General features: G+C 71.4%; 14 protein-coding genes. 4 read left to right on the forward strand and 10 right to left on the reverse strand.

Annotation, left to right across the window (positions count from 1 at the left end; all coding sequences use genetic code 11):
• Nucleotides 1–294: 294 nt before the first annotated feature.
• The 6 genes from OOZ19_RS08940 to OOZ19_RS08965 all read right to left on the reverse strand — a co-directional run bounded on the left by OOZ19_RS08940 (nucleotide 295) and on the right by OOZ19_RS08965 (nucleotide 6,457).
• Nucleotides 295–1,623, reverse strand: a complete 1,329-nt coding sequence (locus tag OOZ19_RS08940) for a glycosyltransferase family 87 protein (RefSeq protein WP_266089570.1) — start codon at nucleotides 1,621–1,623, stop codon at nucleotides 295–297.
• Nucleotides 1,624–1,858: 235 nt separating this feature from the next.
• Nucleotides 1,859–2,320 carry a cupin domain-containing protein gene (locus tag OOZ19_RS08945; RefSeq protein WP_266089571.1) on the reverse strand — a complete coding sequence of 154 codons (462 nt, stop codon included), beginning with the start codon at nucleotides 2,318–2,320 and terminating at the stop codon, nucleotides 1,859–1,861.
• Nucleotides 2,321–2,395: 75 nt separating this feature from the next.
• Entirely contained in the window at nucleotides 2,396–3,469 is a 1,074-nt protein-coding gene (locus tag OOZ19_RS08950; protein WP_266089572.1) for an Rrf2 family transcriptional regulator, read from the reverse strand.
• Between the two features lie 97 nt (nucleotides 3,470–3,566).
• Nucleotides 3,567–4,700, reverse strand: a complete 1,134-nt coding sequence (locus tag OOZ19_RS08955; protein ID WP_266089573.1) for an LLM class flavin-dependent oxidoreductase — start codon at nucleotides 4,698–4,700, stop codon at nucleotides 3,567–3,569.
• Between the two features lie 129 nt (nucleotides 4,701–4,829).
• Nucleotides 4,830–5,630 (reverse strand): ABC transporter ATP-binding protein, encoded by an 801-nt coding sequence (locus OOZ19_RS08960; protein WP_266089574.1) that lies wholly within the window; start codon nucleotides 5,628–5,630, stop codon nucleotides 4,830–4,832.
• Nucleotides 5,603–6,457, reverse strand: a complete 855-nt coding sequence (locus tag OOZ19_RS08965; RefSeq protein ID WP_266089575.1) for an ABC transporter permease — start codon at nucleotides 6,455–6,457, stop codon at nucleotides 5,603–5,605. Before OOZ19_RS08965 ends, OOZ19_RS08960 begins: the two co-directional genes overlap by 28 nt.
• A gap of 417 nt (nucleotides 6,458–6,874) precedes the next feature.
• On the opposite strand from OOZ19_RS08965, the gene OOZ19_RS08970 reads away from it, so the two are divergent.
• The 3 genes from OOZ19_RS08970 to OOZ19_RS08980 are packed head-to-tail and all read left to right on the forward strand — an operon-like array spanning nucleotide 6,875 to nucleotide 9,600.
• Nucleotides 6,875–8,041, forward strand: coding sequence for a hypothetical protein (locus OOZ19_RS08970; RefSeq protein WP_266089576.1), 1,167 nt, complete (start codon nucleotides 6,875–6,877; stop codon nucleotides 8,039–8,041).
• Nucleotides 8,042–8,095: 54 nt separating this feature from the next.
• Nucleotides 8,096–8,941 carry a metallophosphoesterase family protein gene (locus OOZ19_RS08975; RefSeq protein WP_266089577.1) on the forward strand — a complete coding sequence of 282 codons (846 nt, stop codon included), beginning with the start codon at nucleotides 8,096–8,098 and terminating at the stop codon, nucleotides 8,939–8,941.
• A complete protein-coding gene (locus tag OOZ19_RS08980) occupies nucleotides 8,938–9,600 on the forward strand; it encodes a 4'-phosphopantetheinyl transferase family protein (protein WP_266089578.1) in 663 nt (220 codons plus the stop codon). Before OOZ19_RS08975 ends, OOZ19_RS08980 begins: the two co-directional genes overlap by 4 nt.
• Before the next feature lie 12 nt (nucleotides 9,601–9,612).
• On the opposite strand, the gene OOZ19_RS08985 is transcribed toward OOZ19_RS08980, so the two are convergent.
• Complete coding sequence (locus OOZ19_RS08985) at nucleotides 9,613–9,807, reverse strand: hypothetical protein (protein WP_266089579.1); 195 nt, start codon at nucleotides 9,805–9,807, stop codon at nucleotides 9,613–9,615.
• 600 nt (nucleotides 9,808–10,407) lie between these two features.
• Between OOZ19_RS08985 and OOZ19_RS08990 the strand changes: the two genes are divergently transcribed.
• A complete protein-coding gene (locus OOZ19_RS08990) occupies nucleotides 10,408–12,312 on the forward strand; it encodes a S9 family peptidase (protein ID WP_266089580.1) in 1,905 nt (634 codons plus the stop codon).
• Between the two features lie 204 nt (nucleotides 12,313–12,516).
• Here the strand turns inward: OOZ19_RS08990 and OOZ19_RS08995 are convergent, their stop codons facing one another.
• The 3 genes from OOZ19_RS08995 to OOZ19_RS09005 are packed head-to-tail and all read right to left on the reverse strand — an operon-like array spanning nucleotide 12,517 to nucleotide 15,103.
• Entirely contained in the window at nucleotides 12,517–13,686 is a 1,170-nt protein-coding gene (locus OOZ19_RS08995; RefSeq protein WP_266089581.1) for a lipid-transfer protein, read from the reverse strand.
• Nucleotides 13,683–14,123, reverse strand: coding sequence for a MaoC family dehydratase (locus tag OOZ19_RS09000; RefSeq protein ID WP_266089582.1), 441 nt, complete (start codon nucleotides 14,121–14,123; stop codon nucleotides 13,683–13,685). The genes OOZ19_RS08995 and OOZ19_RS09000 overlap by 4 nt, the downstream gene beginning before the upstream one ends.
• Entirely contained in the window at nucleotides 14,120–15,103 is a 984-nt protein-coding gene (locus tag OOZ19_RS09005) for a bifunctional MaoC family dehydratase N-terminal/OB-fold nucleic acid binding domain-containing protein (protein WP_266089583.1), read from the reverse strand. Before OOZ19_RS09005 ends, OOZ19_RS09000 begins: the two co-directional genes overlap by 4 nt.

Consider the following 15,103-nt stretch of genomic DNA (forward strand, 5'->3'; position numbering starts at 1 on the left):
TTCTCACCATGCGCGGAAACGCGCGCCCACCGGTCCACCCACCCGGACGCCGACGACTCACAACCTCGCAGGCCACGCCCCTGACCTGGACGAATCCGACTCCTCACGTGACGCGCGTCGCCACCCACCCCGGAACCGGTCCGCCCGGAAAGGCCGCATCGGCACGCTGCGCAATTCTCCTGCCACGCTGGGCGAACCACCGCGAAGGCCATTCTTGATCGATTGTCGAATTGCCGCGGAGCGGAGCGGAATCGGACGATTTCACACCGTCACGAAAGATTCCCCCTCCCCCGATCAATCGCGCGAGAGCCGACCGGTGAGCACTCCCGGCGGTTCGGGGAACCGCCGCGGTCGTGCCGCATAACGCGACAGCAGCAAAAGCATTGCGATCCCGATCAGCAGATAGGAATCGCCGATCACGTGCTGTACGGCATTCCAGTCACCGCGCGCGGGCAACATCCGGAAGGTGGCGGCGAACGCGGCCACGGTGATGACCGCACCGGCGGCCAGCCAGCCCGTGCTGCGCCTGCGCAGGGCGGTACCGGCCACGACGAGCAGGCCCGGCGCCACCCACACCCAGTGGTCCGACCAGGACGTCGGCGAGATCAGCAGGGCCAGCAGCGCGGTCCCCAGCAGCGCCGGTCCCACCTCCGCCGACCGCAGCACGCGGACCGTCACCAGCGTCAGCACCAAGGCGAACAGCGCCCACAGGGAGTACTGGGTCAACGTCGGCAGGTCCAACCGGGCGAGCCCGCCCATGACCGATTGGTTGGTGTGGAACGCGGAACCGCTCACCCCGGCCGCGGGGCCGCTGCCGAACCAGTAGTCCATCGAGGCCGACCGGCTCAGCACGAAGCCGAAGCAGGTTCCGGCCGCAGCGGTGGCCGCCGCGACGGCGGCGGCCCGGTAGTCCTTGCGCACCAGGAAGAACAGCAGGAACGCGGCGGGCGTGAGCTTGATCGCGGCGGCGAGGCCGACCAGCAGGCCGCGCGGCCACCGGGGACTCTCGGTGAGGCAGTCGACGGCCACCAGCGCCATCAGCAGGATGTTGATCTGCCCCAGCCCGAACGACGCGTACACCGGTTCCAGCAGCAGCGTTCCCGGCAGCGCGAGCGCGGCCACCGCCAGCGCGCTCTCCCGCCCGGCCAGCGGCCACGTGCGCCGCGCCACGAGGTACAGCACGAGCCCGATGGCGGCCAGGTCGGCCAGGTAGATCAACCACAGGCCGACGACGTAGGGCAGCACCGCGGGCACCGACAGCGGCAGCAGCGCGAACGGCGGGTACACCCACGGCAGGATGCGATCCGCGCTGGTCATCGGTCCGCCGACCGTGATGTCCCCGCCGCTGAGCCAGGTGTGCACCGCCCACCGGTAGACCTGGTAGTCGATGCCGGCGTTGTGCCCGAGCCCGGCGCGGCGCATCAGGAACATCGCCACCGTCGAGATCACCAGCGCGACCGCTCCGACGGCGATGACGGAACGCGGCCGTGCGAGCACCCGAGCGCGCAAGAGCTCCATCCACCGCTGGGCGGTGGCGAGGTGCGAGGCGAGGGCCGAGCGGAATCCGGTCTCCTCGGGCGGGCCGGGCGTGCCCGATAAGTCAGGGTGCAGCGGGGTGGCCAACGAGATCCTTCCGTCGCGCGGCCACCAGCATCGACTGCCCGATCCCCGACGAGGAGCATCCGGCCGCGGGGTGCACCTGAATGCAGGCACAAAACTCTATCCAACCCTGCCACAACGACTTCGGGGCGGTCTGCGGGCGGGGCGAGCGGCGGGTACCCGAGCCGGCGCCGGGCGCGAGGGTGGTCGCTGCGCAGCGGCTTCGCCGCTGAGCAGGACGAAGATCAGCGGATCGTGCTCAGAGCGCGTAGAGCTCGGGGAGGTTGACGACGATGGCTTCTTGGGTGCTCCGGGAGATGACGACGACGGCCTTGTTGTCGGGGTCGGGGTTCTCCTCGCGGTGCGGGACGTAAGGCGGGACGAAGATGTAGTCCCCCGGTTCGGTCTTGATGCGGACCTCTTCGGTGCCGTCGTGGAAGACGAACTCAGGGTTGCCGCTGGCCACGTAGATCGCGGTCTCGGACTCGCCGTGGTGGTGGTTGTCGGAGGCGGTCGACGGAGCCACGTGGGTCTCCCCCGTCCAGATCCGCTCGGAGCCGACGGTGTCGCCGCTGATCGCGGCGAGCCGCTGCATCCCCTCGGTCTGCGCGGTGTTGCGGTCCAGATCGTCACCACGGATGTGGTGCAACCGCGCCCGCAGCGGGCGGTTCTCCTCGGGGCTCGCCTGCGAGCTGAAGTCGGGGTGGAAGGCGTCGGGCATGGCTGTCTCCGTTCGGTGGAAGGTGCGCGGTGCGGCGCTCGCCCGGATCGGTGCTCGATCCGGGCGAGCACCGCGTCATGCGACGGGGCTCCGGTCGGCGGCGAGGTCGGCGATGGTGACCCGGTCGAGGAACTCGGCGACCGCGCCGCCCAGCCTCGCCCAGACGCCGTCCGGCCGCGCGTCGTCGTGGCGGGAGGTCACCGAGCCCTCCACGACGCGGACGACCTCGGCGACGGTGATCTCCGCAGCCGGTTTCGCGGGCCAGTAGCCGCCTTCGCAGCCGCGCTGGCTGTTGACCAGGCCGCCGCGCCGCAGCTCGACCATCAGGTTCACCAGCGAGTTCAGCGGGATTCCCTGGGTGCGGGCCATCGACTCGCAGGTTTGCTGCCTGCCGCTGCGCGCGAGCTCGGTCAGCGCCCGCACCGAGTAGTCCACCCGCGCGGACACGTGCACGGGCGCGGCGCGGCGCACCCGCGAGCCCTTCGCGGCCACGACCTCCGGAAGCACCACGGCGCCCTTGGCGATCTCCTCGCAGAACAGCACGATCCGGGCGGCGACGCTGCGGTGCACCTTGTCGTTGAGGATGTCGTGCACGCCGTCCTTGAACACCGCCGAGGTGGCCTGCGGGTGCGCGGCGCCGAGCCTGGTCACCGGGTCCACGGGCGCGATGGCGTCGCCGTCGCCGTGCAGCAGCAGCGTCGGGACCTCCGGGAGGCGCTGCGGCGGCGGCGAGGTGCCCGCGTCGAGCTCGCCCCACGTGAAGTCGGGGTCGGCGTGCAGCCGCTCCCGGTGGATCGGGCAGGACGTGCGCGCGGAGATCTCGTCGTCCCGGTTCGCCGGCCGCTCGGTCCCGTCCGCCAGCGGCGTGCCCGCCAGCACCAGCCCGTCGACCGGCGAGCGCAACGCCTCCTCCCAGGCGCGCAGCGCTCCGGTGTCGGTGCCGACGAGGATGCGGGCCGTGTCGCCGGCGTCGGCGAACCACGCCGCGGGCCCGCCGGGGTCCTCGGTGAGGTCGGGCACGACCACGGTGTAGCCGTCGACGGCGAGCCTCCGGCCGAACCGCTCGTACACACCGGGGTGTTCGCCCCTGCCGTGCAGCACCACGACGTGTCCCCGCGACGTGCTCTCGGGCACCCACGTGCGCGTCATCTCGACTCCATTCGTTCCATCCCCGGCATCATCCCCCGCCGGATCGCGGGCCGGGCGCGCCGGATGCCCCGGCGCCGGTGTCCCGGAGGTGCGGCGGTCACGCCGGTGTCCGCTCGGTCCGGGTCTGCTCGCGGGCGCGGGCGCGGCGGGCGACCTCTTCGCGGACGGCCGGAATGAGTTCGCGGCCGTAGTCGATGGCGTCGTCGAGCGGGTCGTAACCGCGGATGAGCAGCGTGGTCACGCCGATGTCGACGTAGTCGGCCAGCGCCTGGGCCACCGTCCCGGCGGTGCCGACGAGCGCCGTGGAGTTGCCCGCGGCGTTCGTGGCCTGCGTGGTGGGGGTCCACAGCGCGCGGTCGTGCAGTTCGCCCTTCGCGGCGGCGGCGAGCAGGCGCTGCGAGCCGACGTTGGCGACCTCGGTGCCCTTGCCGAGCGTCTTCGGCCCGGTGAACGAGCCGAACCCGCCGCGGGCCGCGCGGATCCGGTCCAGCACGGAATGCGCGCGTTCCCAGGCGAGTTCCTCGGTGGCACCGAGGATCGGCCGGAACGACACGCTGATGCCGGGCGTGTCGGTGCGCCCGGCCACGCGGGCGGCGGCGCGCACCGAAGCGATCTGCTCGGTGGTCTCGGCCAGCGGTTCGCCCCACAGCGCGAACACGTCGGCGTGCTTGCCGCCGACCCGGTACGCGGCCTCGGAGGAACCGCCGAAGTACAGCGGAATCCGGGGTCGCTGCACGGGTTTCACCGCGGTCTGGAAGTCCTCGAAGCGGTAGTTCGGGCCGTCGTGGCTGATCGGCCCTTCCTCGGTCCACGCCCGCTTGAGGATGTCGAGGTACTCGTCGGTGCGGGCGTAGCGCTGCTCCTTGTCGAGGTGGTCGCCGTCGCGGCGCTGCTCGGCGTCGCTGCCGCCGCTGATGACGTGCACCGCGATCCGCCCGCCCGCGAGGGCGTCCAGCGTCGAGAAGGTGCGCGCCGCCAGAGTCGGCGACGCGAAGCCCGGCCGGTGCGCCACCAGGAACCCGAGCCGGTCGGTGTGCGCGGCGACGTGCGCGGCGATCTGGGTGCCGTCCGGTGAGCCGGAGCCGTGGCCGATGAGCACGCGGTCGAATCCGCCGTCCTCGTGGGCGCGGGCGAAGCGGCGCAGGAACTCCGGGTCGATCGCGGGTCCCTGGGCGCTGTGGATCTCCGAGACGTGCTGAGCGCCGATCATGCCGACGATTTCCACACTCATGACAACACTTCCTGTTCCGGTCCTGGATCCGCGAGTGGACGCGGCGGCCCGCCCCGGTCTCCTGCGGAGCCGCGGTGGGCCGCCGCATCGGTGCGGCGAATGTCGTGGTGCAGCTGGAGGAACCTGTGGTCAGTGCACTCCGAGCCACGAGAGGAGTTCGGCGCGCTGCGCGACGAACGCGGGCGCGGACACGTCGCGCGGGCGGGGGTGTTCGACGAGCTGGTCGTGCACGATGCCGCCGTCGTTCATCACCAGTACCCGATCGGCCAGCAGCAGCGCCTCTTCGACGTCGTGGGTGACGAGCAGGATCGCGCACCCGTGGCGCTGCCACAGCTCCCCGACCAGCGCCTGCACCTTCAGCCGGGTGAGGGCGTCGAGCGCGGAGAACGGTTCGTCCAGCAGCAGCAGGTCCGGCTCGCGCACCAGCGCGCGGGCCAGCGAGGCGCGCTGCGCCTCACCGCCGGAGAGCACCTTCGGCCACACGTCCACCCGGTGCCCGAGGCCGACCTCCTCCAGGGCGGCGACGGCCCTGGCCCGGTTCGGCTTGCCGCGCAGGCCGAGGATCACGTTGCGCCACACCCGTTTCCACGGCAGCAGCCGCGGCGCCTGGAAGGCCACGGCGCGCCGCTGCGCCACCTGGACCTCTCCGGTGATCTCGCGATCGAGGTCGGCGAGGATGCGCAGCAGGGTGCTCTTGCCGCAGCCGCTGGGGCCGAGCAGCGCCACGAACTGGCCCGGCTGGATGTCCAGGTCCAGGCCGTCGATGACGGTGTTGTCGCCGAAGCTCTTGGTCAAGCCGCGCACCGTCGCGGGCAGCGCGGCGGTGGACGCGGTCCCGTCGTCGGCAGGGCCCGCCGCAGGGGCGGCGGTGTCGGGGTTCGCGGTCTCGGGGGCGGATTCCGTCACGCTCCGCGGAAAGCCGGTCGCCATGCCAGCACGGTCCTTTCGAGAAGTCGAACGATGAAGTCGGCCACCAGGCCGAGCAGGGCGTAGAGCACCAGGCAAACCACGATCACGTCGGTCTGGAAGAACTCGCGGGCCATGTTCATCTCGTAGCCGATGCCCGCGTTCGCGTTGATCGTTTCGCCGAACACCAGCGCCAGCCACGCCGAACCGAGCGAGAACCGCAGGCCCACCAGCGCGTTCGGCATCGCGGCGGGCAGGATCACGTGCCGCACCTGGGCGAACCAGCCGAGCCCGAGGGTCTTGGCGGCCTCCACCAGGCCCGCGTCCACGTTGCGGATGCCGCCGAAGATGTTCATGTACAGCGGGAAGGTCACCGCGAGCGCGATGAGCACGATCTTCGGCGTCTCCCCGATGCCGAACCAGATGATCAGCAGCGGGATCAGGCCGATCACGGGCACCGTGCGCAGCATCTGCATCGGCGCGTCGGCGATGTCCTCACCGCGCCGGAACAACCCGGAGATCGTGGCCAGCACGACCGCCGCGATCAGCCCGAAGACCAGTCCGATCGCCACGCGCTGCACGGAGGCCAGCACCGCGTCCTGCAGCCTGCCCTCCTGCCACATCTCCCAGGCGGTGGCCGCGACCGTCGCCGGGGACGCGAGCGTGTCGTCGTCGAGCACGCCGGTCGAGCTGAGCAGCTGCCACAGCGCGATCAGCGCGATCGGGCTGAAGGTCTTGACCAGCCAGCGGGGAATTCGCTCCTCTCCCTTGGATCGGCTGGTCCGCACCGTCGTGACGGGGATGCCGTCGGTATCGGGTCGGGCGCTCGGGGGCGCCGCGGGCGAAGTCATCGTCACGCTCCACTGGCGACAAGGATCTGCGTAGGACGGCACGGTTCGCGACCGGTGCCGCCGGAGGAAGGGGGCGCCGCGCCGGCGGCACCTCGCATCGGGCGGGCGGTGTCACCGGGGAAGGTCAGCGGCGCGGCAGTGCCGTCACGGCCGAGCGCTCCGGCTCGGCCACGGCAGTGCGGAGGAAGGGCTCAGGCGCTACAGAGCGCGGAGGACACCCGTGCGTTGTCCACGTATTCGCGCGTGGTGAGGGTCGCCGTCCGGGCCATGCGATCACGCTAACCGGGCACCACCCCGGTGTAAACCCAACTCGACAGCCCAGGATTGACCTCCCGGATCGTGGGACTCCCCGGCTGATACCGCTGAACCCCGGAAACCCGGGAGTGCGCCCACCACCGCTCCGCTAACTTGATCGAGATGAACCTGTCCGCCCCGGTAGACCCCGTCCACGCGGAGCTGCGAAAAGTCGAGCTCGCCTGCACCTACCTGCGCCGCGCGTTGTGGCTGGCCGAAGTCGCCGTCCTCGCCATGGTCCTCGTCGCCGCGCTGGCTCCGAGCTGGTTCTCCCCGATGCTGTTCGGCAACGGCCTGCTCGTCGCGGTCGTGCTCTGGGGGATGCTGATCGCCGCGAATCGCCGCCGCCGCGGCCTGCACGAGGTGATCGCGACGCGCTACGGCGTGCGGCCGGAGCTGCCGGTCGGCTACGGGATCAGCCTCGCGCTGCCGTGGCGGACCGCCAAGGCCCTGTACAAACCCGCGCAGGCCACCGACAGCCGGGCCAGGACGCTGGAGCGGATCGCGTTCTGGCGATCGGTGGCGGGCCTCGCGACGGTCATCATCGTGACCAGCGGCCACCGGACGTTCTGGGACAACGTGCTCGAAGCGACCGGCAAGACGGCCACGACCGCGCGCTTCGCGATGTACGCCGCCCCGTTCGTGCTGCTGCTGCTGTTCTTCGCCACCCGCGCCGACTTCCGCCGCCGGTTCCGCGCCGGGGTCGCTCACATCCTGCGGCGGCTCCTGCTCGGTGCGCTCACCACGATCGTTCCCGTCGTCGTGCTCGTCGCGGCGTTCTTCGGGCTCGCGGGCCCGGGAGGCCGACGGGCCGCCGCCGAAGACCTCACCAGGTGGGAGGTCCTGCTCCTGGTCACGTTGGTGCTGCTGATGCTCTGGATCCTCCTCTACTCGATCTGCACCGCGTACTGGGCGGCCCGGACCTCCTTCTGGACGAGCGACGTGCACCCGCTGCTGGCGCCGACGGGTTCGGCGCTGCTGGCGGCCTCGATCTCCGTGGTGGAGGTCGTCGGGCGGCTGCACGAGCAGCAGCCCGAGGTGCCCGCTCATCTCTGGTATCCGCTGAACGCGAGCGGGCTGGTCACCACGCTCGTGCTCGCCACGGCCGAGTACCGGCACCTGCGCGGCAGCGGCATCGGCTGGTCGACCGGACCCGATCCGGTGGAACCCCTCACTGACCGGACCCTGCTGCCCGACCGGGTCACCGACCGGATCTCGACGCGGACGGATCCCGTCGCGCGCGAGCCGCACCACCCGACACCCCCGCCGCACGGCCCGTGGAATCCCTAGATCCGGTCGAAAACCGCTGGATGCCCGGATCCGTTCGGATACGATCGAGGCATCATGAGCTCCGCATCCGGCGAACTGCTGGCCGTCAGCGACCTGCACGTCGCGATGGCCGAGAACAAGGACATCGCGCGCGCCCTGCGTCCGCGCACCGACCACGACTGGCTGATCGTCGCGGGCGACGTCGGCGAGCTCGCCGACGAGATCGCCTGGGCGCTGGGCATGCTCGCCGAGCGGTTCGCGAAGGTCATCTGGGTGCCCGGCAACCACGAGCTGTGGACGCCGAAGCAGGATTCGCTGCAACTGCGCGGCGAAGCCCGCTACCTGGAGCTGGTGCGCCGCTGCCGCGAGCTCGGCGTGGTCACCCCGGAGGACGAGTTCCCGGTGTGGACCGGGCGCGGTGGACCGGTGACCATCGCGCCGCTGTTCGTGCTCTACGACTACACGTTCCGCCCCGCCGGGACCTCCACGAAGGAGGAGGCGCTGGCCGTGGCGCACGAGTCCGGCGTCGTGTGCAGCGACGAGTTCCTGCTGCACCCGGACCCGTACGCCACCCGCGACGACTGGTGCCGGGCGCGGCTCGCCTACAGCGAGCAGCGGCTCGCCGAGTGCGATCCGGAACTGCCGACGGTGCTGGTGAACCACTACCCGCTGGTGCGCGAACCCACCGACGTGCTCTGGTACCCGCAGTTCGCGCAGTGGTGCGGCACCGTGCACACCGCCGACTGGCACCTGCGCCACCGGGCCGCGGCCGTGATCTACGGGCACCTGCACATCCCCCGCACCACCTGGCACGACGGGGTGCGGTTCCAGGAGGTGTCGGTCGGCTACCCGCGCGAGTGGAAGCGCCGCGGCCTGCCCGACGACCCGCTGCGCCTGGTGTTCCCCGAGGAGAAGCCGTGATCGAACGCCTGCTGCCCGGCGAACTCGCCTGGGAGGAGACCCGCACCGACCCGCCGGACGCCTGGCTGTTCGACGAGGAGGCCGCGGTGATCGCGCGCGCGGTGGACAAGCGCCGCCGCGAGTTCACCACGGCCCGCCACTGCGCCCGAGCGGCGCTGGCGAAGGTCGGCGTGCCCGCCGCACCACTGCTTCCCGGTGAGCGCGGCGCACCCGGCTGGCCCGCCGGGGTGGTGGGCAGCATGACGCACTGCGCCGGTTATCGGGCCGCCGTCGTCGGCCTGGAGAAGTCGGTGCTCACCGTCGGCATCGACGCGGAACCGCACGACGTGCTGCCGGACGGGGTCCTGGGCGCCGTGACGATCCCCGCCGAGCGCCCGCGGATCGAGGCATTGTCCACAGCGGACCCTTCGGTGCACTGGGACCGGATCCTGTTCAGCGCCAAGGAATCCGTGTACAAAGCGTGGTTCCCGATCACCGGGCAGTGGCTGGGCTTCGAGGACGCCGACCTCACCATCGACCCCGACGGCACCTTCTCCGCGCGGCTGCTCAAGACCGGCCCCGAGGTGGAGGGCGAACCGCTCACCTCGTTCACCGGCCGCTGGCTGGCCGACGACGGCCTCATCATCACCGCGATCGCGCGCCTGCCCCGCACCCCCTGACCCGACCGGACCTCATGTCTCGGCGAAGACGTCGTCGAGGATGCGGTGCTGGGCCGTGGCGGACTCGCCGTCCGGGTCGGCGGCGAGCGTGATCAGCGCTTTCCACCGCGCCCAGCCGCGAGCGCGCGCCCAGGTCGCGTCGTCCGGTCCGACCGCCTCGCGGAACGCTTCCCTGCTCGCGCCGGTGAACAACGCCCACGCGAGCACCAGATCGCAGGGCGGTGCCCCCCGGTGGAAGTCGTGGGCGCCCGGTGCGGCCCACCGGAGGCGTCGATCCGGTGCAAGGCGAGCAGGAACTCCGCGACCGACACCGCGAACGCGGACCAGCCCTCAATGCGTTCCGGCGCCGCGCCCCGTCCGGACAACGCCGGACCGACCAGCTGCACGGGAAACCGCGCCCCGGCTCGCCCTTCGCCAGCGGCTCCGGGGTCACCAGCGGCAGCGCTGGAGCGAGCAGCGGCAGCCAGTGCTGCTCCTGGCGGATCGCCGCCTCGTGCTCGGCGGCCGTCGACGACCGCACCGTCATCCGCTCGCCGAGCCGGTAGGTCCGGGAGCGCCACCGGCAGCGCGCCCCACCGCGGGAGTCGGCTCGCGACCAAGCGCCCGACCAGCCCGCACCGATCCCCGCGCGTTCGTTCCGAAGTGCCTCGACCGCACCGGGAGCCTGCCCGGCACCGCACCGCTCGGGCAACCGAATTCCGCCGGCGCGCGCGACGGCGAGTGATGTCCGACACGTCGCGTTGACCGTGCCGCGACGGCACGGAGTGTGCTGGCTCCAGCTTCACCAGCCCGACGAAAGGACGACCGATGACCTCTCCCGACCACCTCTCCGTCGAGGACCTGTTCGGCCCGCCCGAGCGCTCCGGTGCGTCGATCTCCCCGGACGGGGACCGGATCGCCTTCCTGGCACCGTGGAAGAACCGGCTCAACGTCTGGGTGCAGGACCTCGGACGGGCCGGTGGACCCGACGGCGAACCGCGCTGCGTGACCGCGGACGACGTCCGCAGCGTCACGAGCTTCGAGTGGACGCACGACCCGCGCTGGCTGATCTACGCGCAGGACAGCGGCGGCGACGAGAACCACCACCTGTTCCGGGTCGACCTCGCCGATCCGGAAGCGCCGGCCGTCGACCTGACTCCGCATCCGGGGGCTCGGGTGCTCAGCCACGTCCAGCCGTCCGGGCGTCCGGGGACGGTGCTGCTGCAGATCAACCACCGCGAAGTCACCGAGATCGACCTCGCCGAGCTCGACATCGCCACCGGCGAACTCACGGTGCTCGCGGAGAATCCGGGCCAGGTCACGGAATGGCTGCTGACCCCGGATCGGGATCCGTACGCGCTGACCACGGACGACGGCGGTGACATCGTGCTGTCCCGCTGGAACGGTGGCGATCCGGTCGAGGTCGCGGTGTTCCCCGGCAGCGATCACCCGCTGAACATCTACCCGTTCGAAATCACCGCCGACGGCAGCGGTGCGTGGCTGGGTTCCTGGGCGGGCGGCGACCGGTTGCGGTTGTCCCGGATCGACCTGGTCACGGGCGCGGAGACGGTGGTCGACGAGCACCCGGAGCTGGAGCTCGACGGGATGCGCCGCGGGGTCGCGCAGATCGGATCACCGCTGATCCGCAGCCCGCGCGACGGTGAGCTGCTGGGCGTGCGGTACCTCGGCGAGCAGCAGGTGATCCGCCCGCTGACCCCGCGGTTCGCCGCCGTGCTGGAGGCGCTGGAAGCGCTGTCGGACGGGACCATCGGCCGGTTGTCCTGCGACCACGACGAGCAGCGCTGGGTCGTCGACTTCGACCACGACCGCGAGCCGGGCGCCACCTGGCTCTACGACCACGCGACCGGTGAGAGCAGGCTGCTGTTCCGTCCCTACCCGCACCTGGATCCCGAGGCGCTGGCACCGATGACGCCGGTGACGATCCCCGCCCGCGACGGGCTGGCGCTGCCGTCGTTCCTGACGCTGCCGGTCGGGGTCGAACCGAGCCGGTTGCCGCTGGTCCTGCTGGTGCACGGCGGACCCTGGTACCGCGACTCGTGGGGGTTCAGCCCGGACGTCCAACTGCTGGCCAATCGTGGCTACGCGGTGCTGCAGGTCAACTTCCGCGGCTCGGTCGGCTACGGCAAGGCGCACATGCAGGCCGCGATCGGCGAGTTCGCCGGAGCCATGCACGACGACCTGATCGACGCGGTGGACTGGGCCGTGGCGCAGGGCTACGCCGACCCGGCGCGGGTCGGGATCTTCGGCGGTTCCTACGGCGGCTACGCCACGCTGGTGGCGGTCACCTCCACCCCTGACGTGTTCGCCGCCGCCATCGACTACGTCGGCATCTCGGACCTGGAGAACTTCATGCGGACCGTTCCGGCGTTCGCCCGCAAGCAGCTGACCAACAACTTCCACCACTACATCGGTGACCCCGACGACCCGGAGCAGACCGCCGACATCCGATCCCGGTCCCCGATCCACCACGTCGACAAGATCCGCACGCCGTTGATGGTGGCCCAGGGCGCCAACGACGTCCGGGTGGTGCGGGCCGAGTCCGACAACCTCGTCGCCGCCCTGCGCGAACGCGGCGTGGACGTCGAGTACCTGGTCAAGGACGACGAGGGCCACGGCTTCCTCAACCCGGAGAACCAGATCGACCTCTACCGCAAGGCCGACCGCTTCCTCGCCCGCCACCTCACCGGCAACGACGAGGACATCGCCTGCTAGTCCGCGCAGGACTCCCAGCGGCTTCGTGCTGTCAGCGGCGAAGCCGCTGAGCAGCGGCCACGCGACCACCGGCGGGTCTTCGGCGGTCTTCTCGCGAGGACAGCGATTTCCCTCGCGGCGGAGCCACTGGGGAAATCGAATCCCAGCGAGAAGACCGTTGAGGTTCCACTACCCGCCCCGTTCGCGACCCGACCTGGGCGAACCTCACCCCGCTGCGAGCACCAGGCCGCTGGTGGGGACTCCTGTTCCCGCGGTGACCAGCACGTTGTCCACGTCGTCGAGCTGGTTCACCGCCGTGCCGCGGATCTGGCGCACCGCTTCGGCGATGCCGTTCATGCCGTGGATGTAGGCCTCGCCGAGCTGCCCGCCGTGGGTGTTGATCGGCAGCGCCCCGTCGAGGCCGATTCCGCCGTCGGCGATGAAGTGCCGCGCCTCGCCGCGTTCGCAGAACCCGAGTTCCTCCAGCTGCACCAGGACGAACGGCGTGAAGTGGTCGTAGAGGATCGCCATCCGCATGTCCTGCGGTCCGAGTCCGGCTTGGCGCCACAGCTGCCGGGCCACCAGGCCCATCTCGGGAAGCGCGCCGAGTTCGTCCCGGTAGTAGCTGGTCATGGTGAACTGGTCCGGTCCGCTGCCCTGCGCGGCGGCCTGGACCACAGCGGGCGGGTTCGGCAGGTCCTCGGCCCGTTCTGCGCTGACGACCACGATGGCAACGCCGCCGTCGCTCTCCTGGCAGCAGTCGAGCAGGTGCAGCGGCTCGGTGATCCACCGGGAGGCCTGGTGGTCGGCCAAGGTGATCGGGCGCTCGTAGAACCAGGCGTTCGGGTTGGTGGCGGCGTGCTGCCGGTCGACGACCGCGACGCGGCCGAAGTCCTCGCTGGTGGCGCCGTACTCGTGCATGTAGCGCCGGGCGAACATGGCGACCTGCGCGCCCGGTGTGCCCAGCCCCACCGGGTAGCTCCAGCTGTTGTCCACTCCGGACGAGGTGGGCGCGGCAGCGGCGGCGGCCTGCACCTGGCCGAACCGCTGCCCGGAGCGTTCGTTGAACGCGCGGTAGCAGACGACGACGTCGGCGACTCCGCTGGAGACCGCGAGCGCGGCCTGCTGCACCGTCGCGCAGGCGGCGCCGCCGCCGTAGTGCACGCGGCTGAAGAAGCTCAGCTCCGGCACGCCGAGCTCCCGCGCTAGGGCGACCTCGGTGTTGTCGTCCATGGTGAACGTGACCAGTCCGTCCACATCGGACGTTTCGAGTCCGGCGTCGGCCAGTGCGGTGCGGGTCGCCTCGGCGGCGAGCTGGAGTTCGCTGCGGCCCGAGTTCTTGGAGAACTCCGTCGCCCCGATCCCCGCGATGGCGGTCTTGCCCGCGAAGCTCATGCCACCACCTCCGGCAGCGCCACCGTGACGGTCCCGCGCATGTGCTCGCCGAGCCCGTTGCGCCCCAGCACCTCCACCTCGAACCGGGTCTCCCCGTCCGCCGTGGAGCTGTCGAGCACCTGGCCGAACAGGGTCAACGTGTCGTGGGCGTAGCACGGCACGCCGAGCTTGACCGACACGGAGCGCACCAGCGCCTCCGGGCCCGCCCAGTCGGTGACGTAGCGCTGCGCGATCCCGGTGCTGGTGAGGATGTTGACGAAGATGTCCTTCGACCCCTTGGCCTGGGCCAGGTCCCGGTCGTGGTGGACGTCCTGGAAGTCCCTGGTGGCGAGCGCGGTGCTCACGATGCAGGTGGGGGTCATCTCGATGCGTTCCTCCGGCAGGGCCGCGCCCACCCGCACTTCGGCGGACGTCCTGGTCCGTGGCAGCGCGTTCATCGCGCACTCCTTCGCTGTCGTGGCCGCCAGAACGGCATGCTGACCTGATCGCCGTGCTGGAAGCCGACTTCGACGCGCAGCCCCACCGACACCTCGTCCGGGTCGACGTCGTCCAGTTCGCCGAGCATCCGCACGCCCTCGTCGAGCTCGACCAGCGCGATCACCAGCGGCAGCTCCTTGCCGGGAAGCGGCGGGTGGTGGTGCACGACGTAGCTGTAGACCTCGCCGTGCCCGGCCGCGACCAGGTGGGTGGGCGCGGTGGCGCCGCACTCCGGGCACATCGGCCCCGGCGGGTGGCGCAGCAGCCCGCACTGCCCGCAGCGCTGGATGCGCAGCTCACCGGCGGCGGTGCCCTCCCAGAAGTACGCGGTGTCGCGGTTGATCGCGGGCAGGATCGCCGGGCCCGCCACCGGTTCCGGTGCCGGTTCGGGCGGTGCTTCCCGCGACGGCGGCCGGAACTTGAGCACCCGGAACATCATCTCGGCGACCGGTTCCGCTCCGACGTACCAGACGTTGCGGGTGGTGACGAACCAGCCTTCGCCGAGTCCGGTGCGCTTCGGGCCGACCACGGATTCGAGCCTGGTGGTCACCGCGACGCGTTCGCCGTGGCGCAGGTACCGGTGGTAGGTCTGCTCGCAGTCGGTCGCCACCACGGAGGTGAAGCCGAAGCCGTCGAGCGCGGACATCATGGCGTGCAGCGGATCGTCGGTCTCGTGGTCGGGGTGCAGGCCCGGCATCGTCCACACCTGGGCCATCGCGGGTGGCGCGACCAGTTCGCCGTGCACGGATTCGGCGGCGGCCTCGGCGGAGGTGTAGACGGGGTTGCCGTCGCGCAGCGCCTCGACCCAGTTGTTGATCATCGGCTGGTTCACCGGGTCGCGGGCGAGCCGGGAACTCGACTCCCCCGCTGCCTTGATCCGCTCCGCGATCGCCGGGATCGCCTGGTCGGTGTCGCGCGCTTCGTCGGTGTCGACGGTCAT

This window comes from Saccharopolyspora sp. NFXS83 (assembly GCF_026241095.1).
Lineage (GTDB): Bacteria > Actinomycetota > Actinomycetes > Mycobacteriales > Pseudonocardiaceae > Saccharopolyspora_C.